The sequence below is a fragment of the Desulfopila aestuarii DSM 18488 genome, from assembly GCF_900143695.1.
Lineage (GTDB): Bacteria > Desulfobacterota > Desulfobulbia > Desulfobulbales > Desulfocapsaceae > Desulfopila > Desulfopila aestuarii.
This window is the reverse complement of the sequence record NZ_FRFE01000003.1, coordinates 206,324-230,397: the sequence shown is the minus strand read 5'-3', so window position 1 is coordinate 230,397 and position 24,074 is coordinate 206,324. Positions and strand designations below refer to the sequence as shown.

Sequence of the window (24,074 nt, the reverse complement as noted above, 5' to 3'; positions counted from 1 at the left end):
AAAACCGAACAACTCCACCAGAAAATAGAGGTTACAGCATGAGTGATGTAATATTCGAAATGGCGGAAAAGATGGAAAAGAGCGTCGATTCCTTCAAGAATGAGCTCTCCAAAATACGCACCGGCCGGGCTTCGATCAGTCTGCTCGACGGTATTCATGTCGATGCCTACGGCTCTTCGTTGCCAATTAATCAGGTCGGAACCTTGACTATACCCGAGAGCCGAATGATTGCTATTCAGCCCTGGGATGTTCAGATGGTGCCCGCCATTGAAAAGGCAATCCTGAAATCGGATATTGGTCTTACACCAATGAGTGATGGAAAAGTCATTCGCCTCAATATCCCACAGCTGACAGAAGAACGTCGTCGGGACCTGGTGAAACAGGTGAAAAAGATTGCAGAGGAGTTCAGGGTCGCCGTTCGAAACGTCCGTCGTGAGGCCATCGATATCCTGAAAAAGCAGAAGAAAGACAAGGAAATTTCCGAAGACGATCTGTTTAAACTCCAGGAAGAAGCCCAGAGCGAGACCGACACTTATATTAAGCAGATTGACGAGGCCACTGCGTCTAAGGAAAAAGAGGTGATGGAAGTATAGTATCACCCGTTCCTGTCGGCCACCGTCGGTTTGTATTTTTGGACAGACCTGCAGATCGCTTTATACATTTCACGACGAGCCTGGTAGACTGACAAGTTGCCAGGCTTAATTATTGGTTGTGTAAGGTTATGTCCAGCCACTGTAATTTGTGCAACTTTGGAGAATCATGGTCACCGAACCGGTTATAGACATTGAGCGTCTACCCCGCCATATTGCTATTATCATGGACGGGAACGGTCGATGGGCCACCAAGCGAAATCAACCGCGGCTGTTCGGCCATAAGGCCGGTGCGCAAGCGGTTCAGGATATTGTAGAGACCTCTCGTGAAATTGGGATCAAAGTCCTTACGCTTTACGCTTTTTCCTCCGAAAACTGGAAACGGCCCGAGCAGGAAGTCAGTGGCTTGATGTCTATCCTACAGAATTACCTTTCTGCCGAACTGTCCAGGATGTTGACCAACAGGATTCAACTGCGTTGTGTGGGTGACATTGAACGATTACCGGAGTCGGCCCGGAGGCAGCTGCAAAGCGCTATAGATGCCACGGCGACGAACTCTGAGCTTATCCTGAATCTTGCCCTCAGCTATGGTGCACGGGACGAATTGACCCAGGCAACCCGAAAGCTTGCGGCTCTCTGTGTCAAAGGCACAATTCGGCCGGACGAGATCACCGCCGATCATATCGAGCAACAACTCTACACCGCTGGCCAGCCTGATCCCGATCTGCTGATCAGGACCGGCGGTGAGTCCCGACTCTCCAATTTCCTGCTCTGGCAGGCATCGTATTCGGAAATTTACTTTACGGACGTTATGTGGCCAGATTTCCGTCGTGAGCAGTATATTCAAGCGATATACGACTATCAACAGCGTGAACGGCGTTTTGGGAAAACCAGTGCCCAGCTTGTTGGCAGGTGATTCATGAAACGTACACTTCCTGGAATTCTTTTAGCTGTTTGTTGGGTTGTTCTTCTGGTGAAAGGGTCGACCCTGCAGTTTTATCTGGCCATGCTGGTGATCACTGCTATTGGTGGTGCCGAATATCTGAAGATGATCATGGTGCCAAAGCTGGCTTTTTTTTCGAGGCTCTATCTGGTTGGTACCATCTGTCTGCCGGTTCTTTTGACCCTGCCCGTTTCCGGAACCACCGATATCCCTCAGCAGATCGGCCTTTTTTCGGCCTTTTTCCTGGTTACCCTTTACTTTCTCCGCTGCTATACCCATTTTGACAATACCTATGAACGTTTTTCCCGTATGGTGTTTGGGGTGGTGTATGTCGGTGTTCTTGCTTCCTACCTGGTACTGCTTCGGCAATATCCTGAGGGTGGAAGCTGGTTGGTCGTCTTGACAGCTGTCACTGCCGGTTCGGATTCTGGTGCTTACTATTTCGGTTCCACCTTCGGTAAGAGAAAACTTTGCCCTAACATTAGCCCAAAGAAAACGGTTGAGGGTGCTCTGGGCGGACTGCTTTGCGGTCTTGCGGCCGCTTTTGTTTCGGCTATGCTGCTGCTTGAAAAAGTAGACTGGCTGTTTGTCGGAATGGCTGCTGTTATATTGACAGGGGTCGGTATTCTGGGTGATCTCACTGAATCGGTGATAAAACGAGGAACCGGCACCAAGGATTCCGGCACACTGCTTGCCGGACACGGTGGGGTGCTGGATCGCATTGATTCCTTACTGCTTGCCGCACCTGTTCTGTATTATCTATTGTTGTTTCTGGGGGGGGAATGAAACGTATCGCACTTCTGGGATCCACCGGTTCAATTGGCGTGAATGTCCTTGAGGTCGTCAGGCAGTTCCCCGATAAGTATCGCATTGCCAGTATGGCCGCAGGCCGAAATATCGCCCGCCTGAAAGAACAGGTTCTTGAATTCCAGCCTGAAATCGTCTCAGTTATGGACGAAAATGGGGCCCGTCAACTGCGCGAGTCTCTTCCTGCTCAGTTTCATGACAAAATAGTTCACGGTACGGGCGGCAACCAGGAGGTTGCCTCGTTTTCCGGATGTGATGTCACGGTTTCCGCTATTGTTGGTGCAGCGGGCCTTTTGCCGACCCTTGCCGCCATACGTGCGGGCAAACCTGTGGGGCTGGCCAATAAAGAGACGCTGGTGATGGCCGGCAAGATCGTGATGGCAGAGGCTCGGCGCAATGGTGTAGCGCTGCTGCCGGTCGACTCAGAACACAGTGCAATTTTCCAGGCTCTCGAGGCGGGACATCGCGAGGATGTGGCCAAAATTATTCTTACCGCTTCAGGCGGCCCGTTTCGAAAAAAGCGTAAAGAAGAGCTGAAGGCTGTCACCAGGGAACAGGCGCTCAATCATCCCAACTGGGCCATGGGACCGAAAATCACCATTGATTCAGCTACACTGATGAATAAGGGGCTGGAGGTGATTGAGGCAAGGTGGCTCTTTGATATGACGGTGGATGATATCGAGGTTGTGGTTCATCCTCAGTCTGTGGTCCATTCTCTCGTCGAATATCAGGATGGATCGGTTATGGCACAGCTAGGGATTCCCGATATGCGAATCCCCATAGCCTATGCCCTGTCGTACCCTAAAAGGCTGCCGCTGCAGCTGAGTCCGCTCAAACTTTCCCAGTGTTCGAATCTTGAGTTCTATGCACCGGATTACGAGTGTTTCCCAGCCCTTGGCCTAGCCTTTTCTGCTATTCGCAGCGGTGGTGTTGCACCGGCGGTGCTCAATGGTGCCAACGAAGTGGCGGTGGCCGCCTTTCTGGCCGGTCGCATTCGCTTTTTAGAAATCGCAGAAACCGTTGCCGATACCTTGGAACGGGTACATGAGGGAAGTGAGGATTCGCTGGAAGATATTCTGGCAGCGGATGCCAGGGCTCGCAAAGTTGCCGAAGAGCGTATCGCCACACTTTCCTGCAATTAATGGGTTCTTTAGATATGGTGCCCACTTTAATCATACCGGATTTGACCGGAACTGTTTTGAGAAGTTATGAATAGCGCATTTTCTTTTATCCTTGTTCTTGGTTTGTTGATATTTGTTCACGAGCTTGGCCACTTTCTTTTTGCCAAGCTTTTCGGAGTGAGAGTGCTGAAATTCTCACTCGGCTTCGGTCCGCGACTCTGCGGCAAGACCGTGGGTGAGACTGAATATGTAATTTCCGCTGTGCCTCTTGGCGGTTACGTCAAGATGTTTGGTGAAAATCCTGATGAACAGGATGTCCCGGCTGCCGACAAGGCTGTATCCTTTGCTCACAAATCGGTGGCCCAGCGATTCGGTATTGTTCTGGCCGGTCCCGCTTTCAATTTCCTTTTTACTTTGGTGTTGTTCTTCTTTCTCTTTCTTATTCAGGGTGTTCCAGAGTCGGTGGATACCACCCGGATCGGAAAGGTTAATGACAATTCCCCGGCAGCAATTGGTGGGCTGGTAGCAAATGATGTGATACTCGAAATCAACGGAACGGCCACCAAGGGTTGGTCGGATGTTCTTGAAGGGGTCAAAAACAGCGGTGGAAAAAAAATATCCATGCTGGTGCTTCGCGATAACCAGGAAATACCTGTTGAGCTCACCCCCCAAATCGATAAGGTCAAGAATATCTACGGGGAAGAGGTAGACGAACGGTACATGATTGGCATCGTCCGTTATGATGATCTGCGTTACGTGCCTACTGGCCTTTCAGGCGCCATGAAGAACGCCGGGCTTCAGACCTGGGGATTTATCGAGTTGACTGTCACCGGCTTTGTGAAGATCATCCAGCAGGTTATTCCTGCCTCCGAACTTGGCGGACCGATCCTCATTGCCCAGATTGCCGGCCAGCAGATGAAGGCGGGATTTGTCAACCTCCTCTATTTCATGGGGTTGTTAAGCGTCAACTTAGGTGTGCTCAACCTGTTACCGGTTCCAGTGCTCGATGGTGGCCATCTGATGTTTCTTACTATTGAAGCGGTACGTAGAAAACCGATGGAAGAACGGGCCCAGATTATTGCCCAACAGGTGGGAATGGCGCTTCTTGGAACCTTGATGGTTTTTGTCTTCTATAACGATATTCTCCGGTTGTTCAACTGATGGCTGGTGAGGAAAACTACATACTGGCAGTAGATACCGCCACGCCGTGTTCCACTGTAGCGCTTGTCTGCGGTAATCTCGTAGAGGGGAAGGTGTTGGCCTCGCTCTCCGTATCCAGTAGTGTAACCCATTCCCGTCGCTTGTTGTTGGCCATCGAGAGATTACTTGATGATGGCGGCATAGCAAAAGGGAATATCCAGGGCTTTGCTATAGGTCTGGGCCCGGGAAGTTTTACCGGTCTCCGCATCGGTATGGCAACCGTGAAGGGACTTGCGACAGCAGCTGGTAAACCACTCTATGGTGTTTCGACACTTGATGTCATTGCTGCTTCTTGTACCGGTGGAAGCCGTCTTATCTGTTCTGTTCTGGATGCCCGGAAAAAAGAGGTCTATGCAGCCTTCTACCGAGCCGATGACAACACCATTCCCCGGCGAGTGTCGGATATTACGGTGTTTGCACCTGGCAAGCTCGCTGAACAGATATCCGAGCCGGTTATGATGGTTGGAGACGGACTCTTTGCATATAAAACGCTATGGCAGGATCAGCTTGGAGATCGTATGCGGTGTGCCCCTGTTCACCATTGGAGCCCATCCGCTGCAACACTTGGTCTTCTCGCCGGGGAGTTGCAACAGCAGAACCAACCACTTGATATTGCATCGGCAGTGCCCCTGTATGTGCGGGCTTCCGATGCGGAACTCAACCTCAAGATGCCTGCCGCAGAATAGCAGTATATATACGAAAAGCCAGTGTTTTAAGGCAGCCCGGCGTGAGATCTATGATTATTCGACGAAAGACCAGAAAGATTGCGGTTGGCAGTGTTGCCGTAGGCGGCGATAGCCCCATTTCGGTGCAGTCCATGACCAATACCGATACTCGGGACACTGAAAAAACCATCGAACAGATTTTGCGGCTTGAGGAGGCCGGTTGTGAGATCATCCGCTCAGCCGTGCTGGACGAGGAGGCGGCGAAGGCCATCCGGGTCATCAGGGACGCCATCCACATTCCTCTTATCGCCGACATCCATTTTGATTATCGCTTGGCCATCAGCTCAATGGAAAACGGAGCCGAGGGTATCCGAATCAATCCCGGCAACCTTGGCGGGGAAGAAAAGCTTGCCCGGGTGGTCGATTCCGCCAAGCACCATAAGGTGCCTATTCGGGTCGGTGTCAACAGTGGTTCTATTGAGAAGGATCTCCTGAAAACCCATGGCTATCCCTCAGCGGAGAACCCGAAGGCGCTTATTGAAAGCGCGCTTAGAAATGTCCAGGCGATCGAGAAGCTTGGTTATCACGAGATGAAAATCTCCATAAAATCTTCCGATGTGCTGACCACTGTCAGCGGGTATCGCCAGCTATCGGCACTGACTGACTATCCCCTGCATCTCGGTGTTACCGAAGCTGGCGGTCTCATTGCCGGCACGGTCAAATCTTCGGTTGCGCTTGGCATACTGCTTAGTCAAGGTATCGGTGATACTTTCCGGATTTCCTTAACGAGAGACCCCGTTGAAGAGATTCGTGTTGGTTTTGAACTGCTTCGCTCCTTGAAAATCCGGGAACGCGGGCCCGAACTCATTTCCTGTCCAACCTGCGGCCGGACCCGGATAGACCTGTTCAAGCTGGCCGAAGAGGTGGAACGTTACGTACAGACCATGAAACGACCGATCAAAGTTGCGGTCATGGGCTGCGTGGTTAATGGTCCCGGTGAAGCCAAAGAAGCGGATATAGGTCTGACTGGCGGCAATGGCGTGGGTATTATCTTCAAAAAAGGCGAAATCTATAAGAAGGTTAATGAGGATGTGTTACTTGAGACCTTCATGGCCGAATTGAAAAAAATGGAAGAGGAAGGGTAAAAATCCTGAAAATCTGATACATTTCTGCTACAACTTTTTTGTCCTTTTTTCTCGGCGGTTGGTAAAGAGTATCTCCGGACTGTTTTGTGGTTGTTTTCAAACCGCTTAACGGTTTTGGTTACATCTTTTTCCAGAGCTTTACTCATCGTGAGAATATATCCGCTGCTGTCAGGTGGATAATTGTACTGTTTTCATGAACTAACACATTATCGATACGGAACATCTATGCGCTACACACAAATGCTGTTGCCGACATTAAAAGAAAATCCTGCCGAAGCCGAAGTCGTCAGTCACCGACTGATGCTGCGGGCCGGTTTTATGCGTAAGCTCACCTCAGGTGTCTACACATATCTGCCCTATGGTCTTGCAGCCATTCGCCGGGTGGAGAATATTGTGCGTGAGGAGATGAACCGCGCCGGAGCTCAGGAATTGATGATGCCGATGGTACAGCCGGCGGATCTGTGGCGTGAGACCGGTCGATATGACAAATATGGTCCGGAACTGCTCCGTTTTCATGACCGGCACGAGCGGGAATCGTGTCTTGGACCGACCCATGAAGAGGTTATCACCGATATCGTTCGGCGTGAGCTCCATTCCTATAGAGATCTACCTATTAATCTTTACCAGATCCAGACCAAATTCCGGGACGAAATTCGTCCCCGTTTTGGTTTGATGCGTGGCCGTGAATTCCTGATGAAGGATGCATACTCCTTTGACGTCGATGATGCCGGAGCCGAGGTCGCCTATCGTAAAATGTATGATGCCTACAAACGCATTTTCAGCCGTTGCGGCTTGAAGTTCCGTGCCGTGCAGGCTGATTCAGGTGCCATTGGCGGCAGCTTCTCTCATGAATTCATGGTATTGGCTAAGACCGGTGAGGATACTATCGTGGTCTGCGGTGATTGCGAATATGCCGCCAATATGGAAAAGGCTGTTGTCAAGATTGCGGAGATCGACAATACCGAACCACTGGCAGACCTTGAAAAGGTCGAAACCCCCGGTAAACGTAAAGTTGATGCGGTTTGTGAATTTATGGGGATCGCACCTTCCCAGCTGGTCAAGACCATGGTCTATCTTGCAGATGGCAAGCCTGTGGCGGTTCTGCTGCGTGGTGACCGTGAAGTAGAAGACGTAAAGCTGAAGAATCTGCTCGGTGTTGCAGATGTTGAACTGGCAGAAGACAAGGCGGTTTTTGATGCTACTGGTGTGCCCACCGGCTATCTCGGACCGGTCAACATCCCGATCCGGGTGGTTGCTGATCAGGAAGTCGCCACCATGCGTAACTTCGTGGTCGGAGCCAACGAGAAGAACTATCACCTGAAAAACGTAAATCTTGGCCGTGACTTCGAGGTGGAGGCCGTTGCCGACCTCCGGCAGATAACTACCGAGGATCCTTGTCCGCAATGTGGTGGCAAACTTGAACTCACCGAAGGAATCGAGGTCGGCCATGTGTTTAAGCTCGGTACCTCCTATTCCGAGTCGATGAAAGCGGTATTCCAGGACAGTGAAGGTCAGGAAAAACCCTTTGTCATGGGCTGCTACGGTATCGGCGTCAGCCGGGTGGTGGCGGCAGCCATCGAGCAAAATCATGACGATAACGGTATCATCTTTCCGGTGCCGCTGGCCCCCTTCCAGGTAGTGGTCTTGAACCTTGGGGTCAATGACGGTGTTATGACTGAGGCTTCCGAGAAACTCTACCGTGAGCTTCAGGAGGCTGGTTTTGACGTGTTGCTGGACGATCGTGATGAGCGGCCAGGTTCCAAGTTCAAGGATGCAGATCTGCTTGGCATGCCGTTTAGGGTAACGGTTGGCAAATCGTTTACCAAGAACGGGACGATGGAGATCAGACGTCGCCGTGATGGATTTACCGAAGAGGCCGGGCCCGATGCTATCGTGGCGCTGCTCAAATCGAGGATTAACGAGGAGCTTGCGCGTTCGTAACACAACGCTGTTTGTGCCATGCCTTATTCATCGATGCTTAATCCGCGGGGCCTGAAGGTCCTCACCGGCAATTATCTGCACGGAGTCGATCTTTCCCCTATCGACAAGGCGTGGGAGGTTGTCACCCGGGTTCACAGTGGCAAGACCCACTACTCCGGCGAGCCGTATTTGATTCATCTGCTGGAGGTCGCCTCGACGCTTGCCTCCATGCACCTGGATTTCGATACCGTGCTGGCCGGGTTGCTGCACGGGGTGTTAAAGGAAGGTGTTGAGCTGGAGGATTTGAAGCGTGAATTCGGCCCGGGCGTGGCAGCAATCGTGGCAGGATCCTCCAAGATTAATAAGGTTCAGTACAACAGCAAGCTGGTCAACCAGGCGGAAAACGTCCGGAAAATGCTGCTGGCTATTGCCGCGGATATCCGGGTGCTGCTGCTGAAACTCATCGACCGGCTTCAGGACATGCTGTCGCTTGATCGGGCTGATCGTGAAACGCAGCATGACATTGCCCTCGAGACTATGGATCTTTATGCGCCGTTAGCCAGCCGTCTTGGTATCGACTGGTTGAAGCGGGAGCTTGAGGATCATTCCTTTAGATATCTCTATCCGGAGGAATATAACGACATTAATACCCGCTTGGAAAGTTCTCTTCAGGAGCGGCAGGAATATGTCGATGAGGTCATAACTATCCTGCATAAGAAGCTGGCAGAATCTGGTATTTCTCCCATCCGCATCATTGGCCGGCCCAAGCATATCTATTCCATCTACAAAAAGCTGATCGCCCAGAACATTCCTCTTGAACGGGTCTACGATAAGGTTGCCTTCCGGATTATTGTGGAGACGGTCAAAGAGTGCTATGAAGCGTTGGGAACGATCCACGCCAACTGGTCTCCTGTTCCTGGGCGGATAAAGGATTTTATCTCGGTCCCCAAAGCCAATAACTACCAGTCGATGCACACCACGGTGGTGGGGCCGCGCGAGCACTTTATCGAGATCCAGATCCGGACCGATCAGATGGACCGGGTTGCCCAGGAAGGTGTTGCCGCACACTGGGCTTACAAAGAAGGCCAGCAGGTCAGCGATCGTGATGCCAGGCTCTTCAGGGAGTTGAAGAATTTAGTAAAGTCCCTGCAGGAGGTGGAGGACCCACGGGAATTCCTCGACAGCGTCAAAGGCGAACTTTACGATCCGGATGTCTATGCACTCACCCCCGCCGGAGACGTCAAGGAGTTTCCCCAAGGAAGTTGCCCCATCGATTTTGCTTACTCCATCCATACCCAGGTAGGTGACCATTGTGTCGGGGCCAAAGTGAATGGCCGGCTGGTGCAGTTGAAGTATCAGTTGCAGAATGGCGATATTATCGAGATCATCACCTCGCCCACCCAGACCCCGCGTCGTGGCTGGCTCGATCTGGTAAAGACCAGCAGGGCAAAGGCCAGAATTCGTTCCTGGCTCAGGCGCGACGAGAAGGAAAAGGCTTTAAAGCTTGGTCGGGAGATCTGCGAGCGCGAGATCAAGAGTCATGACACCACGCTCAAGAAGATGATCAAGAGCGGCCATATTCGTTTGCTGTTGAAAGAACTTCGCTGCAATTCTCTTGAAGATATGCTGGTGAAGGTTGGCAGTGGGGTTATCACTGTCCAGACCCTGGTACGAGCGTTGCAGCCTCCGGAAATTGTGCAGGAGCAGGAGGCCAAAGCTGCCGACGTTACCCCGGAGGAGTTGGCGGCAACATTGTTGCAGCCGCCAGCAAAAGGTGATGATAATCGGGGTGGTATATCCATTGCCGGTGTCGACGGCATGCTGATAAAAATCAGCCGCTGCTGCAGCCCGCTGCCGGGTGATCCCATTGTTGGTTTCATTACCCAGGGACGTGGGGTGTCAATCCACAAGCAGGACTGCATCAACTTAAAGAGCACCGACCCTCATCGCTGGATAGATGTCTCCTGGTCTGGAATTGAAGATAAGCACTACAAGGTCAGTATCCACATTCGCTCTGAGAACCGCAGGGGAATTTTTGCCGAAATCAGCGCCGTCATTAGTTCCGACAATGCCAATATTGTCGATCTTTCCGGGCACACTACACCGGATGATACCGCCGATCTGAATATCACTATGGAAGTCCGGGATCTGGAACATCTGCAGGTCATCCTGCAGCATCTCCGTCAGATGGAGCATGTCATCTCCGTACGCAGGGTTTAAAGCCGTCAAGGGGATTGCAGTTGAGGGCTTTACGTCAAAAACGGAGTAGCAGGGTATGAACCTTTGTCATATCTGTGGCAACGAGATACGCCGCGGTGTAAAAAACTGCACATTTTGCGGCAGTGAACAGAAGGAAAATCATCAGGAGCAGAAGGTCAAGAAGTTCGTTCATCGTACGGTGAATCTTGAAGCCGGAATGCCGCTGGTCGAGCCCGCATTGCAGCAGCTGCATGCGGCGGTACATGAAGCACGAATACGAGATATTCAGGTGCTGACCATTATTCACGGTTATGGCTCAACCGGCCGGGGCGGTGCCATCCGCAGAGAATGCCGCAAAGTTCTTGAGTATATGAAAAGTCGCGGAGAACTCGGTGGTGTCATTGCGGGAGAAGAGTTTTACCGACGTAACGGACCCGTTCGTGATCTGCTCAAACGCTACCCTCAGCTTGAAAAAAACAACAACCTTAATCGGGGCAACAAAGGGATTACCCTTGTGATTATGTAAAGTGCCTTCAAGGGAATATCACTGTTGAAGGATCGTGTTTGTAGAGGTGGAGGTCGCAGCAGATTTCTTGAGATTTTATATGCCTGTTTGATTGAACGGATGTCTTTTATTGATGGATAGGGTATAGAGTACGCTCTGATATGCCGTTCCCGGCAACGGTTTCGTGAATGTGTGCACTCGTTGGATTATCGTGAAACCAGTGATCCACAGCCTCACATTGCGTGGCCATACACAACAATTTAAAAAGGAGCTTTCGTATGAAGCGAATTGTAGCGCTATTTGCTGTTTGTCTCGTGGTTGTTCCCGGTCTTCTCATGGCTGAGGAAAAAATGGAAAAACCCAAGCTCGATACTTTCGAGCAGAAACTCAGTTATGCGATGGGTTCTGATGTTGGTAAATATTTCAAGGGTCTTGGTAAAGAAATAGATTTTGAGACTCTGGTTTATGGTATTACCGACGGTTACGCAGGAGCCGAACTGGCCATGAACCAGGAAGAGATAGTTATGGTCCAGAAAGAGTTCGGAGCACGTTTGCAGGCGCGACAGGCTGCCGAGCTTGAGCAGATGAAAGAGAAGAATAAGACCGCAGGGCTGGCATTTCTTGAGGAGAATAAGAAAAAGGAAGGTGTTGTGGTTACAGCATCCGGTCTTCAGTATAAGTTCGTCACCAAGGGTGAGGGAGCTATTCCTAAGGCTTCCGATCAGGTCAAGGTCCATTATGCAGGTAGCCTGATTGACGGAACCGAATTTGACAGCTCAATCGCGCGTGGCGAGCCGGTCACCTTTGGTGTAGATCAGGTTATCCCAGGTTGGAGTGAGGCTCTTCAGCTGATCCCCGTTGGTTCTAAAGTGAATCTGGTTATTCCTGCCGACCTTGCGTATGGTGAGCAGGGTGTTATGCCGCGAATCGAGCCCAACTCCGTTCTCGTTTTCGAGGTTGAGTTGCTGGGAATCGAGACGGCGGCTGCAGCTCCCGAAGCTGCTGCACCCCAGAACTAACTATTTGTTGTATGAGATTCAAAAGCCCGGGGGAGCAAACTGCTTCCTCGGGCTTTTTTTTATCCGATTTTCAGAGTTTCACGATCTGCAGTGGCTCTGCACATCCCAGTACACCATCGGCCATGGCAATATGACCGATATCCCGCCAGCTTCGTTTTAAGAGGCTACAACCATAACTGTCGATTGCAACCGGATCAGCTGATGCTGCCAGCAGTCCTACCGCCGGCTGACAGTGCGGCCCCCAGAGATGAGCCCTGCTCATGCCGATGGTGGCATCAAGCAGGGTGAAGTCGGGGGTGCGGTAACGGTTGAGGTCAAAGACCGCCTCCTGAATGCGGCTATGAAAGGCCGATTTTCCCCAGCAGCCTCCCTTCTGGTAATGGGTTGGTGGAGCACAACCCATCATGTTCTTCATGGTCAGGGTGACGCCGGCAAGGGAATGTGCTTTCAAGACCGGTACCGACAGCAGAAAAACTTCGTCGAGCAACTCAGGCAGATACATTTCCGGCCAACGGTGACATTCCGATAGTCGTTTCCTGATGGATGGCAGGCTGTTCAAATCGACCAGCTCCACTCCACATCGGGCGGCCATGCTGGTATAGCCCAGCTTATCAAAGCAGTGGGCGGTGGAATAGTCTATTGAGCCTGTACCTTCACCGACGAAAATTGTAGCTTTGGGCGCGGCCGTTTTTAGCCAGCTTATCAGTTTTTCCACCAGTGCTACTGGTGTTGTCACTGGCGGTTCGATCGCTTCAACCAGATTCGGTTTGATGAGAACATGGCCTTGGCCTTTCAGTAGCGCTCGAAGAGTGGTGACGTCGAGCAGACGATCTACGGCTGTATCCCAGCTCTCCATAGTGGTGGAGTAGACTACTCCTTTTTCGTGACCGATGTGCATATTGCTTTTTGAATCAGGAGAACAGTTGTGTATTACTTGTCTTCTTTTCTCAACAGCCAGAGCCCAGCAACGGTAAATACCAGATGAATGGTTGTGGCAGCGATAAGTGGTGGCAGATACCCCGCACCGGCAAGTGATTGGAGAGCCCCCCAAATGCCCCAGGCGAGAAAGGCAATACCACAACTGGCTGGGATGGCGATATAGAGATCACGTCCCCATTTCTGGTAGCAGTAGAGTAGGGTTGGCAGCCCGAGGATGAGTAATGGTAATCCCAGCAGCAGGTAGGAGATGCGGCTGAGAAAATCGGTCAAGGCCTTATTGGTCTGGTACTCGTTTTTGCTCTTGCCGATTTCCCTGTAGAGGCCGGTGAGTGACTGCTGGACGGTCTGGTTTTCAGGAACGACGAAATCGATAGGCGTTTCTGGAAGCTGCATCTCCCTCTGGTCGAAATTCTCGATGTGATATCTGCCGCTGTCCTGACGCTCCTGAATCTGTACCACACTGAAAAGCCACATCTTCCGCTTTTCGTCCCACTGGGCTTTTTCTGCTGTCAGAAGAGCTTTTGTGTTATAATCCGTATCCCATTTAGAGTACGAGAAATTCTCGAATTGCAGGTTTTTAAGATCGCGGCGTTCAAAAGAATAGAACCCCTCAACGCCTTTGTAGTAATAACGACCGTTCCGATAAATGCCGAGCGGCAGCTTGCCCTTGACCTGTTGGTCCCAGATGGCGCTTGCGGCAGGTACGGTGTAGGGGAGCAGCCATTGCGCCGCACCAAAAAAAACACCGGTAAGCAGAAGCCCTCCAAGTAACAGGGGTCGGACAATTTTGGCAAGCGGAATGCCGCCTGCCTTAAGGGCGTTCAGCTCATTGCTGTGGTTGATGATGCCGAGAGTGATGATTCCGGACAGCAGGATCAGGATGGGGCTCAGCTGATCGATGATAAACGGGATATTGAGCATGAAAAATTTCATGGCCAACCCCAGCGATTTACCTTTACTGGTGAAGTTGTCGATCTTTTCAAAAAAATCGACCAGAAGGTAAATGGCAAGAAAACCCGAAGCGACGGTGAGGTAGTGTCTGGCGAACTGTTTGAGCAGGTATTTATCGAGTAGCTTCACAGAATAACCACATGGAATAGGAAGAAGGATGTAACGTTGTCTTTAGGGTTTAAGGTGACGGAGTCAGGGTCTGAACAGTTTTTCCGCCAGGAGAAAGCCGGCAGCCACTATGCCAAGCCCGACAACGTTGCTGGCCAGGATATAGCCGAGTGCATGCAAAGGCTCTCCGGCTTTGAAGAATTGTACACTCTCCCTGGCAAAAGTCGAGAAAGTGGTGAAACCACCTAAAAAGCCGGTAAAGATAAAGAGTCTGAATTCATTGCTGATATGGACTCGGTCAAACCAGTTCCAGCAAAAGCCGATCAACAGGCAACCGCCAATATTGGCGACAAATGTGCCTAAGGGGAATCCTGTGTTGGTCAGACGGGCGGCGAGAAGTGCAAGGCAATAGCGGCCTATGGAACCTACGGCACCGCCAAATGCGACCGCCATGAGTTTGTTGAACTCCATTAAATGTCCACCGTGGTGTTATCTCCGGGATTTTACTTTCGGCAGGGAAAACACATCGACCAAACGAGGAAGATGTTGGAAATATGGACCTATATAACGATTTCGCAACAGAATCATATCTATGTTCGACTGACTCCTAGGTACCATTATCACCATCACTCGTCAAGCAGAAGGGACGAGGGTTAACGTCCGAAAGAGAGTTGGATTGCAGACGTTGGTCTACTGTTCATATCTGTCCAATAGTCTCAAAACCTTGATTTTATTTCAGACGATGTGCTATATTAGATTCTTTCCGTGATGCTGGCTTCGCGTGGAAGTATTTGTATTTACGCGTTGTACCGGCATTTATCTGCTCTCGCCGCAATGCTTTTGGCATGCTTCGCGGGCCGAATTCTACAGGAGAAGGCTGATACACCGACAATGCACTTTCTGAACTGCCCCCTTTTCCCCTCAAGGGCGCGGGTGAAGTGGAAAGCAGAATGCAGACCACTCGTGAGTTTGACCGCAGGTGTGCTGTTTGCGGCATTGTTGCGGCAAGTGTAACGACTCGCGGCAACTCTGCTTATTACCGGTGTCTTGCCCAAATCGTGAATGGCGAATAACCAAGATCACTCCAACAAAGTTTCAGAAGTCATCCCCTTCCGGAACACCGCCAAAGATAGACTTCAGGCCTTTTGGGAAGTTTTCAGTAAAGACGATGACGTTCTGGTTATAATCAACGCCGACCCGGACGCCCTTGCCAGTGCCATGGCCGTAAAGAGGCTGCTCAGATATCGGGTGAAAAATGTTGTTATTGCCCACCCGAATGAGATCAGGCGGATGAATAATGTCGCGATGGTCGAGCGGTTGAAGATTCCACTTGAGCGGCTGAGCAATGTGAAGGTCGGTGATTACAGCAAGATTGTCATGGTAGATTCCCAGCCCAGTCATCTGCCCTGTTTTGAGAAGATGAAGATCGATGCCATCATCGATCATCATCCGGTAAGCGGCGACTGGGACTGCCCTTTTGTCGACATTCGTCCAGATTATGGTGCCGTTTCCACCATGATGGTGGAATACCTGAAGGCTGCCAATATGAAGCCTTCCGTTTCCCTTGCGACGGCACTGTTCTACGCAATCAAGGTCGACACCCAGAATTTTGAGAAAAAATCAAAGGTTGCGGATGGTATTGCTTTTCGTTACCTTTTTAGTATTGCCAACCGGGATCTGGTGCGAAAGTTCGAGCTTACCGATCTGCGTCGCTCGGAACTCCGCTACTTCAGTATCGCCTTTCAGGAATTGAAATACTCCAAGCGGCGTTACTATACCCATGTTGGCCGGGTGCGAAGCCCCGACGTTCTTGTCATTATCGCCGATTTCCTGAACCATGTAGGCGAGATTGATTGGGTCTTCGTGTCTGGGATCCACGGCGAGAAATTGGTGGTTATCTTCCGTTGTGACGGCTACCGTAAAAGCGCTGGTAAACTCGCCAGTAGAACGTTCGGTTCCGTCGGTTCCGCCGGTGGACATAAAGAAGCCGCCCGGGCGGAAGTGCCATTGAAGAACCTGGATATGGGGGATAAAGAATTTACTTCCGTCACCTTGAAGCGACTTATCATGCGGCATATCTGACAAGATATGCCGCATGCTGCCCGAACTCCGGGCGCATTTCCTCTCTTTATATGCTTTAATGAAGTCTCCGTTCACCAACAGGAGGTCAGATGCTGCAACCCACAACGCTGGCAATGATATTGGCAGGAGGTCGAGTCGATGAACTTGACGTCCTGACATACGGACGTCCCAAATCGGCTCTGCCATTTGGTGGTTTTGGCAGGGTGATCGATTTCCCGCTCAGCAATCTTATGAACTCAGGAATCGAGCAGGTGGCCATCCTGAGCCAATATCGCAGCTATTCGCTTATTAATCATATCGGCACCGGCGCGGCCTGGGACATGCTGGGACGCAACCGTGGCATCTCTATTCTGCCGCCTTATATCGGCTCAAATCATAAAGATTGGTATCGCGGCTCGGCCGATGCGGTCTATAAAAATCTCGATTTTGTCAAATACCATGACCCCGAGCATATTTTGATTCTATCAGGCGATCATATCTATCAGATGGATTATCAGGATATGTTGGCCTACCATAAAGAAAAGAACGCCGATTTGACCATGGCCTTTGTCCGGGCCAAAAAAAACAGCCCCCACCGTTTTGGTATGGGTGCGGTAAATGATGAGGATGGTGACCGTGGCGGAAGGCTCACGGACTACTGGGAAAAACCTGACAATCCACAGTCTGATTGGGTATCGCTCACCGTGCTCTGTTTTAAACCGGAAGTGCTTTATACGATGCTTGGCTCGAACCAGCAGGAGAACTCCCACGAATTTGGCCGGGATATCGTGCCGGCCATGATGGAGGCAGGTTACAGGTTATACGGCTATAAGTTTCACGGTTACTGGGGCTATACCAAGACGGTTGAGGAATACTGGCAGTCCAATATGGATCTTTTAGGTGATAACCCGCTTATTGATCTTGAGAAGTGGGGCTTTCGCACCAATATGGATCACCGTGACATACGTGACTTCCAGCCGACGGTTGTGGGACACTATGCAACGGTACAGAACAGCCTTATCTACAATGGTTGCCGTATAGAGGGCACTGTACGCAATTCCATTCTCTTTCCCGGGGTAGAAGTGGGCAAAAATTCGGTGGTTGAGGATTCCGTGCTCTTTTTCAATAATGCGATAGGCAGAAACTGTCGGTTGAGCAAGGTGGTGGCAGATGTCAATACCGTCTACGGCGACGGGGTGATTATCGGCGCCGAAGCAGGTCGCCGGGCCGAGAAGATAACGGTTATCGGCTGGAATAATCGGGTGCCTGAGCAGGTTATGATTGGCGAGGGAGCGACCATCTGTCCGGAGCTGAATAGTAAAAACTGGAAGAAAATCGTGGCTGCAGGGGAGGTGTTGAAATGAAAAAAGCGCAACAGACGCTTGTTCTCCTGCTGGCGGGTGGTGTCGGCAGTCGCCTCAATATTCTGGTGCAGAGCCGAGCCAAACCGGCTGTGCCCTTTGGCGGCATCTATCGGATCATCGATTTCAGCCTGAGTAACGTCACCAATTCCGGACTCAAAAAGGTCGGTGTTCTGACCCAATATAAACCGCTGTCGCTTATGGATCATCTCGGTTCGGGTTCCGCCTGGGATCTTACCGGCCGAAGTCGAGGCGTCAAGATCCTGCCGCCTCGAACCGGTTCCAAGGATTCCGACTGGTATAAGGGGACTGCCGATGCGGTGCGCAGAAATATCGACTTTATCGAGTCGAATCCGTCCGATGAAGTGCTGATCCTCTCAGGTGATCACATCTACCATATGGATTTTGATGTGATGCTTGAATACCACCGGAGCAAAAAGGCTGATGTTACCGTGGCGATGATGGTAGTGCCCAAAAGCGAGATTCACCAGTTCGGGGCGGGTATTACTGATAATAATAACCGCATCATTGAGTGGGAAGAAAAGCCTGCCGTGGCCCGTACCAATCTGGCCTCAATGGGCATTTATGTTTTTGACCGCAACTATTTGCTCAACGCCCTGGCCCGTGACAAGGATGAAAGTGACTTCGGCATGCATATCTTGCCCCATGCCATCGCGCACGACAATGTTTTCGCCTATCCATTTTATGGATACTGGCGGGACGTCGGCACGATCCAGGCCTACTGGGAGGCGAATATGGATATTCTGCGAGATGATAGCGGTCTGAACCCGCAGGAGTGGGGCATCATCACCAATATCGAATCGGATGGCCGGTATACTGACAGACCCCCTGCACGATTTGGCTCAAAAGCAAAACTTCAGAATTCACTTATCTCGGCTGGCTGTACCATTCATGGCACGGTGGTTAATTCGGTGCTGGCACCGGGCGTGGTGGTGGAGGAGGGCGCCATAGTCCGCGACTCCATACTGTTCCAGGATTGTCTGGTAAAAAAGGATGCCGAGGTCGATCTGGCAATATTCGATAAGTATGTAGAGGTGGGAGAAGGAGCAAAAATCGGGATTGGGGATGGCCATAATGTCATTAATCGACAATTTCCCAAACATCTCTATACTGGCATTAGTGTGATCGGCAGAAGGGCGAAAATACCAGCCGGCCGGGTTGTGGGGAGAAACTGTATTATCAATAGTCACTGCAGCGAGGCAACTTTTCCGGAAGAAGATCTCAAAGACGGCGAAACCCTTTATCCTAACGGGGAAATCCTCTAGAGAGAGACTGACCTGAAAGCAGGTTTGGAGCGATGCGGCTACAGTTTGTTCTGGGTTTCGAATACGGAACTCAACTGACCGAAAAGGTATTGCGAAAATCAAAAACTCGGGTATTATTCCGACCACTCAAAAATAACATGTGGCCCCGTAGCTCAGGGGATAGAGCACAGGATTCCTAATCCTGGTGTCGCAGGTTCGATTCCTGCCGGGGTCACCATTTATATCAAATACTCATTTGAGTATTCCAGTATCCCCTCCTGTTGTTGTTAACCAGCTATAATCCTGTTGTATTATGTTGAGTGGTCCGGAGTTTTAGGTTCAAACTGTTTCTGCCACTGAATGTATTCTTCCAGCAATTGCTGACAGTCAAAATTTGCTTTGGTAAGTGAAGGCAAGGCGCCGAATAGGACATTGGCAATTTCCCTGCCGAGTTGTCGATATGCCTCGAATTGGTCTTCGCAGAAGAATTGGTCGGCGGTGGTTTCCTGCGGGAAATCTGGAAATTTCTTCTTGTGTCTTTGCAACAGTAAGGACATTTGTTTTGTTACCGCCGATTTTAAAACAAGCAGGCATCCTCGTTGTGACACATTTTTTAAGGTGTCGAGATATTCTATTTCTCCCAGTACAAATGGGGCCTGGCATAAACCGGATTGTGGATCGGGCGTGATAGGGGTGAGATCAAGTCGGACTCGGGCCTGTGCATCAGTCTGTAGATAGCTCAAAGCTGTCAAAAGGGATCCGAATTCATATTCGGGGTCAGCTTCCGCATCTACCGCGATAATGAGCCCGCAGTGCCGGTCAAACAGGGGGAGCAGGCCCAGGTTGTCACCAGTATGGCCGCCGTCGGAAAGATGAATCAGACGTCGCCTGCTGTCGCTCATGCCGAGGGCTTCCATGCCGAGGTAAAGGGGCCAGAATACCAGGTTTTCTTGTTTGTGGGCATGGATACCACCATTGTATCCAGGATTCTCCAGCCATTGGCCAAGGCGGACATTGAAAAGCGTGGTGGCGAAGGACTGGGCGAAAAAGGTGTTGCGGCCAAGTGTTGAGTCAACTGCCGCGCCGGAAATGGTCATAGCTCGAGCCATCTTGGTTTTCCCTCGGCGGTAGCTGCAGGTGGGCAGAAAAGATGTTGTTTTGGAGCCGCAGTAGAGCTTGCTGAAAACAAAGGTGTCAGATTTTCTGGTACGCAGTGCCATATTGCGATCGGTCGTCAGATTGAGGCAGGCACAATAGAGATGGTAGGGCGCCGAGGTCGCAGCGTCGGTCAGATATTCATCCCGCAGCGTGTTGCCGATTCCCAGACGTTTTTTGAACGTTACAAACAGAGGTAAATTACTCAGTAATTTAGGAGTCAATTTTCTATTTTCTGCCGACTGGGTGATGATAGATGATGTGATTTGCGTGTTATCTGACGGTCCGTAGGACTGGAGAGAAATAGCATTTTCGATTGGAGGATCCTCTTCTGCCTGGACTGTCCTGGCACAACTGCCATGCAGGTCTGTAAGCTGCATTTCGATATTGTCCCGTTTGATTTCAAGGCTGTCCGGTTGCTGAGGGTTTGGCCCGTAGGTGGCGAGGTAAGCTTCTGCAAGACGGTCCCGATAAAAATAATGCAGAGAGAGTTTGTTGAAATCCACTCCATAACCGATCAGGAGCAGGAGTATGGTGAGAACCATGACGATGAATGCATAGCTCAAGAAGCCATGGGTGAGAAAGCTAAGGTTGTTCGCTATCCATGCTACGCCGGCGGCGCTCACCACTGTTGTAATGATTACCAACAGCAGGATCGGTATGGCCAGCACCACACTTTTGGCGTAGGCGAAAGCTTTTTGGAAAAATTTCATTGCCTCTGGGGGACGCTTCTGTTTTTCCACAGCTGAGGAGGCCTTTTGGTACCAGGCAATCAGGCCGGCGAGTATGGCTGAGAAAAGTCCCGTACTACTGGTTGTGCCTAAAGATGTAATCAATTTTTGTGCGTCTCCGGTGGGGTTGAGCAGCAGTAGTACCAGCCAGGGGAGCAATCCGATGGAAGCAGTCAGGAGAGTCATCGCCAGAGTCAGGCCGAACATGGCACTGAGAAGGGAGCGGTTCTCCCTGGTGGGATCATCCGGTAGCGCCCAGAAACGAAAAGCATCATCTGTAAGGCAAAGCAAAAGGTATGATATGGCTGCCGCACCACTTGCACCTGTCAAAAAGGCAGCAGGAGCCAGGACACCGACCTTGCCAGGCAGGTGATGAGGAAAGATGAAGGCTGAAAGTACCAGGATTGCCCCTATGATCCAGAGTTGTCTGTATTGGCGACAGTCATCAACGGTGTCTCCGTCGCGAGTGAATATCTCTTCGGAGATGGCGGCAGGTAGCCAGGCCGGCATCATCAGCAGGATCAGGGTGGACAAAAAACCTAACGGCAGCGCTTTTTGCCAGCCTTGCAGGGCAAAATCCTTGAAGTATGAGAGGTTCGGGTCGAGTGAAAATCCTAATTTTGCCCCCTCCTGTCCCTGGTCTACAAGCGTGAGCAAACAAAAAAACGTCGCAGAGATGAGCATTGTTGCCAATATAAACATGCCTAGCGTAGCTGACATACCGGTAACGACAGTACCAACCGCACGCAACACATCACGGCTGAGGAAACGGCGTCGTCGTACCAGGAAATCCCCAAAAGAGCGCAGATGATTGAGTACCATCCCACGAGACAGGAAGGTTGGTTCAGCATCGACATAACCCGGATCGCTTAAAGGAAATGGGCGCAGTGAGGGGATGGCACAGTCAAAGTGTGGATGATCATGGGGGCCGAACTGGTATTGCTCCTTGTCCTGTTTTCCCGGACCGTTTGTGCCGCTGGGATCTGCAGGGTTTTGTTCCTGCTGTTTTCTTTTAAACGACAGAAGGCTTGCCAAGGCAGAACCGATATAGCCGCCTCCTGATACAGTGGCATGGTAATCCACATGTTTTAACAGGTTAACATCAAGCAGGCGCTCGATGACACCGAGATTGACCGTCGCCGAACGAATACCACCACCGGATGAGGCGAAGCCGACAATGGTTTGTTGGTCATTAATTGCAGCTTTTTTCCTCCTGAACTGGATATATCTCTGTTCCGCTGCAATTACCTCCTTAAGCGATCTGAGGATGGAGGTTTCGGTCTCTTTTTCAGTGTGTCCTCTGGACATGAGCCAGCAGCCGCAGAGGTATGCAAGAATGAGCAGTAAAATGATCAGCAGGACAAATTTGAAAACAGCAGCTACCGACATGAAGGTAACCACCCAATCAACTGCGTTGCCTGGATTGTTCAAAACGATTGCCATTAAGCTGTTTTCAAGGATATCAAATCCAGCGATGGCAAAAGGGATGAGAAATAGCACCTTGACCTTGCCTGTTGGTTTCAGGCCCAAGCGATGGCTAATGGCCATCAGAACAGCAATGAGGGTGATTGTATAGGTTATGATGAGGAGCCAGTCCCATTGCTGTAGTTTCTTTGCAGCTGAAAGGCATGGTATCTCACCGTCATTTCGAGGAGCTTGTTGCCATTTGTTGATGATCGCATTGGCTGAGGACGCCGTTTCGGCAAGTTCCATAGTGACAATACCGGCACCGCACTGATCGCGTAAAATCGTATTGTAGCTATTGGTTGTCAGTACTGTCGCCATAGTGGCAAGGGTGGCAACGATGGCAATCCACAGCCATCCTTTAGTGGTAAGCATGTTATAGACCGGATAGTTTTCCGGCTGGCGCTGTTCTTCCATTTTTTTCACTCCTTGAAAATAGGACAGACTCGCTAAAAGTTCGGAAACCTGGTGAGTCAAATCGTCAAATCAACTCGCTAGAAAACAAAAAAGGGCCAAAAGAAGAGAGAGCCTTTTGGGTTACGTTACAAAAAATTAGGTATGAATACGAAAATGGTACTGTGTGTGGTTGTATTCTGAGCTGTGAAGTGTTTGAACGGTTTTTAATTATATCATCAAAAGTACAATGTTTTACTCTTCTCGTCTGTAATTTTCAGAAATGGTATGGATGGCATAATACTGTACTAAAGAAAGATTGCCGGAAGGCTATAGTATTATCGATTCTCCTGGCCGATCCGGTTGTTTTTTTTCAGTATTCTGGCCATACGTTTTCTAGGTCTGGGAAGGAAGGTATTGGCTCGGTATCAACCTAATGGGGCAGGACTCACTCTTATTGTATGGGAGGATAGCGAAAAGGGGGCAAGTGGTGTATGAGAGGAGTCTGTCACGGTGAGTCGGATTGATTGGCAGGGTGTACTGTTACCTGCTTTTTTCTCTGATCCCATTTCCCCTTTCTCGGTTACTGCTTACCCTTGCGGTGTTGATTAAAACATGAACATTGTTCACTTCCTCCTCGCCTTACTGGCCAACTTTGTCTGGGGCTTCAATTTTATTGCCGGTAAGGCAGGTGCAGAACAATTCCAGCCCCTGCTCTTTACCGCTCTTCGTTTTTTCTTTCTGCTTCTGGTGATGCTGCCATGGCTCAGGCCAGCCCCAGGCTATATGTGGCCGCTACTCCGTGTTGCCATATTGCTAGGTGTTGGCCATTTCAGCATGATGTTTATCGGTCTGAATGCCGGCGGTAATATTGCCTCGGTGGCGATCACTACCCAGCTCTATGTGCCATTTTCAGCAATTCTCGCTGCAATCTTTCTTGGTGAGAAGATTTCGGCAATCAGGGTTGTGGCTATTCTGATTGCCCTTTGCGGTGTTATGGTCATTGGCTTTGACCCAGTGGTGTTCAATCATCTCGACGCAATTTTCTGGGTGATGGGCGCGGCTTTCATGATGGCAGTCGCCACTATCATGATGAGGCAGTTTCCCAACCTTGGCGTATTCAAGCTACAGGCATGGATAGCACTTGTCGCCACTCCGTCACTATTGCTGCTTAGCTTGATCTTTGAGTCAGGCCACGGGCAGGTTCTTGCCAGTGCCAGGTGGATGGATTTCTGGACGCCGCTCTATTCGGCAATAGGAGCCTCGGTAGTCGGCCATGGCATTGTCTATTATCTGCTCGGGCGCTATTCGGTTTCAATTGTTACTCCGCTCATGCTGTTGGCACCTGTTCTCGCTTCCGTATTTGGCGTACTGTTTTTTCAGGATCAAATCGGCTGGAAGCTGATTGTTGGCGGGGTATTAACGCTTATTGGAGTTCTGCTGGTTTCAGTTCATCCTGAACTGTGGAAGAAGTGGCTGCGGCGATGGATAGCCACTAGCGGTGACAACCGCTAGTGGTTCGGTACTGGAGT

19 protein-coding genes and 1 tRNA gene are annotated in these 24,074 nt (G+C 50.6%); 16 read left to right on the top strand and 4 right to left on the bottom strand.

Annotated features, from left to right (window positions below; genetic code table 11):
* Positions 1 to 38: 38 nt before the first annotated feature.
* The 11 genes from frr to BUF15_RS04500 all read left to right on the top strand — a co-directional run bounded on the left by frr (position 39) and on the right by BUF15_RS04500 (position 12,114).
* Positions 39 to 593, top strand: a complete 555-nt coding sequence (gene frr / locus BUF15_RS04550; protein WP_073612264.1) for a ribosome recycling factor — start codon at positions 39 to 41, stop codon at positions 591 to 593.
* 166 nt (positions 594 to 759) lie between these two features.
* Positions 760 to 1,506, top strand: a complete 747-nt coding sequence (locus BUF15_RS04545) for an isoprenyl transferase (protein ID WP_073612263.1) — start codon at positions 760 to 762, stop codon at positions 1,504 to 1,506.
* Positions 1,507 to 1,509: 3 nt separating this feature from the next.
* On the top strand, positions 1,510 to 2,319 hold the full coding sequence (locus tag BUF15_RS04540; protein ID WP_073612262.1) for a phosphatidate cytidylyltransferase: 810 nt from the start codon (positions 1,510 to 1,512) through the stop codon (positions 2,317 to 2,319).
* Complete coding sequence (locus BUF15_RS04535) at positions 2,316 to 3,482, top strand: 1-deoxy-D-xylulose-5-phosphate reductoisomerase (protein WP_073612261.1); 1,167 nt, start codon at positions 2,316 to 2,318, stop codon at positions 3,480 to 3,482. The genes BUF15_RS04540 and BUF15_RS04535 overlap by 4 nt, the downstream gene beginning before the upstream one ends.
* A 66-nt stretch (positions 3,483 to 3,548) precedes the next feature.
* On the top strand, positions 3,549 to 4,622 hold the full coding sequence (gene rseP, locus BUF15_RS04530; RefSeq protein WP_073612260.1) for an RIP metalloprotease RseP: 1,074 nt from the start codon (positions 3,549 to 3,551) through the stop codon (positions 4,620 to 4,622).
* On the top strand, positions 4,622 to 5,347 hold the full coding sequence (tsaB, locus tag BUF15_RS04525; protein WP_073612259.1) for a tRNA (adenosine(37)-N6)-threonylcarbamoyltransferase complex dimerization subunit type 1 TsaB: 726 nt from the start codon (positions 4,622 to 4,624) through the stop codon (positions 5,345 to 5,347). Before rseP ends, tsaB begins: the two co-directional genes overlap by 1 nt.
* A gap of 50 nt (positions 5,348 to 5,397) precedes the next feature.
* On the top strand, positions 5,398 to 6,471 hold the full coding sequence (gene ispG, locus BUF15_RS04520) for a flavodoxin-dependent (E)-4-hydroxy-3-methylbut-2-enyl-diphosphate synthase (protein ID WP_073612258.1): 1,074 nt from the start codon (positions 5,398 to 5,400) through the stop codon (positions 6,469 to 6,471).
* A gap of 225 nt (positions 6,472 to 6,696) precedes the next feature.
* Positions 6,697 to 8,412 carry a proline--tRNA ligase gene (locus BUF15_RS04515; RefSeq protein WP_073612257.1) on the top strand — a complete coding sequence of 572 codons (1,716 nt, stop codon included), beginning with the start codon at positions 6,697 to 6,699 and terminating at the stop codon, positions 8,410 to 8,412.
* A gap of 18 nt (positions 8,413 to 8,430) precedes the next feature.
* The gene (locus BUF15_RS04510) at positions 8,431 to 10,611 is read left to right on the top strand and encodes a RelA/SpoT family protein (RefSeq protein ID WP_084553481.1); all 2,181 of its coding nucleotides are present in this window, start codon (positions 8,431 to 8,433) and stop codon (positions 10,609 to 10,611) included.
* A 55-nt stretch (positions 10,612 to 10,666) separates the two neighbouring features.
* Positions 10,667 to 11,116, top strand: a complete 450-nt coding sequence (locus BUF15_RS04505; RefSeq protein ID WP_073612256.1) for a Smr/MutS family protein — start codon at positions 10,667 to 10,669, stop codon at positions 11,114 to 11,116.
* Positions 11,117 to 11,373: 257 nt separating this feature from the next.
* Complete coding sequence (locus BUF15_RS04500; protein ID WP_073612255.1) at positions 11,374 to 12,114, top strand: FKBP-type peptidyl-prolyl cis-trans isomerase; 741 nt, start codon at positions 11,374 to 11,376, stop codon at positions 12,112 to 12,114.
* Positions 12,115 to 12,184: 70 nt separating this feature from the next.
* On the opposite strand, the gene BUF15_RS04495 is transcribed toward BUF15_RS04500, so the two are convergent.
* The 3 genes from BUF15_RS04495 to crcB all read right to left on the bottom strand — a co-directional run bounded on the left by BUF15_RS04495 (position 12,185) and on the right by crcB (position 14,565).
* Entirely contained in the window at positions 12,185 to 13,012 is an 828-nt protein-coding gene (locus BUF15_RS04495; protein ID WP_073612254.1) for a DUF362 domain-containing protein, read from the bottom strand.
* Between the two features lie 32 nt (positions 13,013 to 13,044).
* Complete coding sequence (locus tag BUF15_RS04490; protein ID WP_073612253.1) at positions 13,045 to 14,133, bottom strand: LptF/LptG family permease; 1,089 nt, start codon at positions 14,131 to 14,133, stop codon at positions 13,045 to 13,047.
* 63 nt (positions 14,134 to 14,196) lie between these two features.
* Positions 14,197 to 14,565, bottom strand: coding sequence for a fluoride efflux transporter CrcB (gene crcB, locus BUF15_RS04485; protein ID WP_234981112.1), 369 nt, complete (start codon positions 14,563 to 14,565; stop codon positions 14,197 to 14,199).
* Between the two features lie 609 nt (positions 14,566 to 15,174).
* Between crcB and BUF15_RS04480 the strand changes: the two genes are divergently transcribed.
* The 4 genes from BUF15_RS04480 (at position 15,175) to BUF15_RS04465 (ending at position 19,037) form a co-directional block, all read left to right on the top strand.
* A complete protein-coding gene (locus tag BUF15_RS04480; RefSeq protein WP_073612251.1) occupies positions 15,175 to 16,194 on the top strand; it encodes a DHH family phosphoesterase in 1,020 nt (339 codons plus the stop codon).
* A gap of 89 nt (positions 16,195 to 16,283) precedes the next feature.
* Positions 16,284 to 17,537 (top strand): glucose-1-phosphate adenylyltransferase family protein, encoded by a 1,254-nt coding sequence (locus BUF15_RS04475; protein WP_073612250.1) that lies wholly within the window; start codon positions 16,284 to 16,286, stop codon positions 17,535 to 17,537.
* Positions 17,534 to 18,820, top strand: coding sequence for a glucose-1-phosphate adenylyltransferase family protein (locus tag BUF15_RS04470; protein ID WP_073612249.1), 1,287 nt, complete (start codon positions 17,534 to 17,536; stop codon positions 18,818 to 18,820). The genes BUF15_RS04475 and BUF15_RS04470 overlap by 4 nt, the downstream gene beginning before the upstream one ends.
* Positions 18,821 to 18,961: 141 nt before the next feature.
* Positions 18,962 to 19,037, top strand: a tRNA-Arg gene (locus BUF15_RS04465).
* A gap of 73 nt (positions 19,038 to 19,110) precedes the next feature.
* Here the strand turns inward: BUF15_RS04465 and BUF15_RS04460 are convergent.
* A complete protein-coding gene (locus tag BUF15_RS04460; RefSeq protein ID WP_073612248.1) occupies positions 19,111 to 22,566 on the bottom strand; it encodes a hypothetical protein in 3,456 nt (1,151 codons plus the stop codon).
* 591 nt (positions 22,567 to 23,157) lie between these two features.
* Here BUF15_RS04460 and BUF15_RS04455 point away from each other — a divergent pair.
* Positions 23,158 to 24,057 carry a DMT family transporter gene (locus BUF15_RS04455; protein ID WP_073612247.1) on the top strand — a complete coding sequence of 300 codons (900 nt, stop codon included), beginning with the start codon at positions 23,158 to 23,160 and terminating at the stop codon, positions 24,055 to 24,057.
* Positions 24,058 to 24,074: the final 17 nt, after the last annotated feature.

Coding starts and splice junctions, on each gene's coding strand:
- BUF15_RS04535 (WP_073612261.1), top strand. CDS start 2,316: ATGAAACGTATCGCACTTCTGGGATCCACCGGTTCAATTGGCGTGAAT.
- BUF15_RS04545 (WP_073612263.1), top strand. CDS start 760: ATGGTCACCGAACCGGTTATAGACATTGAGCGTCTACCCCGCCATATT.
- BUF15_RS04510 (WP_084553481.1), top strand. CDS start 8,431: ATGCCTTATTCATCGATGCTTAATCCGCGGGGCCTGAAGGTCCTCACC.
- rseP (WP_073612260.1), top strand. CDS start 3,549: ATGAATAGCGCATTTTCTTTTATCCTTGTTCTTGGTTTGTTGATATTT.
- BUF15_RS04475 (WP_073612250.1), top strand. CDS start 16,284: ATGCTGCAACCCACAACGCTGGCAATGATATTGGCAGGAGGTCGAGTC.
- crcB (WP_234981112.1), bottom strand. CDS start 14,565: ATGGCGGTCGCATTTGGCGGTGCCGTAGGTTCCATAGGCCGCTATTGC.
- frr (WP_073612264.1), top strand. CDS start 39: ATGAGTGATGTAATATTCGAAATGGCGGAAAAGATGGAAAAGAGCGTC.
- BUF15_RS04505 (WP_073612256.1), top strand. CDS start 10,667: ATGAACCTTTGTCATATCTGTGGCAACGAGATACGCCGCGGTGTAAAA.
- BUF15_RS04460 (WP_073612248.1), bottom strand. CDS start 22,566: ATGGAAGAACAGCGCCAGCCGGAAAACTATCCGGTCTATAACATGCTT.
- ispG (WP_073612258.1), top strand. CDS start 5,398: ATGATTATTCGACGAAAGACCAGAAAGATTGCGGTTGGCAGTGTTGCC.
- BUF15_RS04455 (WP_073612247.1), top strand. CDS start 23,158: ATGAACATTGTTCACTTCCTCCTCGCCTTACTGGCCAACTTTGTCTGG.
- BUF15_RS04500 (WP_073612255.1), top strand. CDS start 11,374: ATGAAGCGAATTGTAGCGCTATTTGCTGTTTGTCTCGTGGTTGTTCCC.
- tsaB (WP_073612259.1), top strand. CDS start 4,622: ATGGCTGGTGAGGAAAACTACATACTGGCAGTAGATACCGCCACGCCG.
- BUF15_RS04480 (WP_073612251.1), top strand. CDS start 15,175: ATGGCGAATAACCAAGATCACTCCAACAAAGTTTCAGAAGTCATCCCC.
- BUF15_RS04540 (WP_073612262.1), top strand. CDS start 1,510: ATGAAACGTACACTTCCTGGAATTCTTTTAGCTGTTTGTTGGGTTGTT.
- BUF15_RS04515 (WP_073612257.1), top strand. CDS start 6,697: ATGCGCTACACACAAATGCTGTTGCCGACATTAAAAGAAAATCCTGCC.
- BUF15_RS04470 (WP_073612249.1), top strand. CDS start 17,534: ATGAAAAAAGCGCAACAGACGCTTGTTCTCCTGCTGGCGGGTGGTGTC.
- BUF15_RS04495 (WP_073612254.1), bottom strand. CDS start 13,012: ATGCACATCGGTCACGAAAAAGGAGTAGTCTACTCCACCACTATGGAG.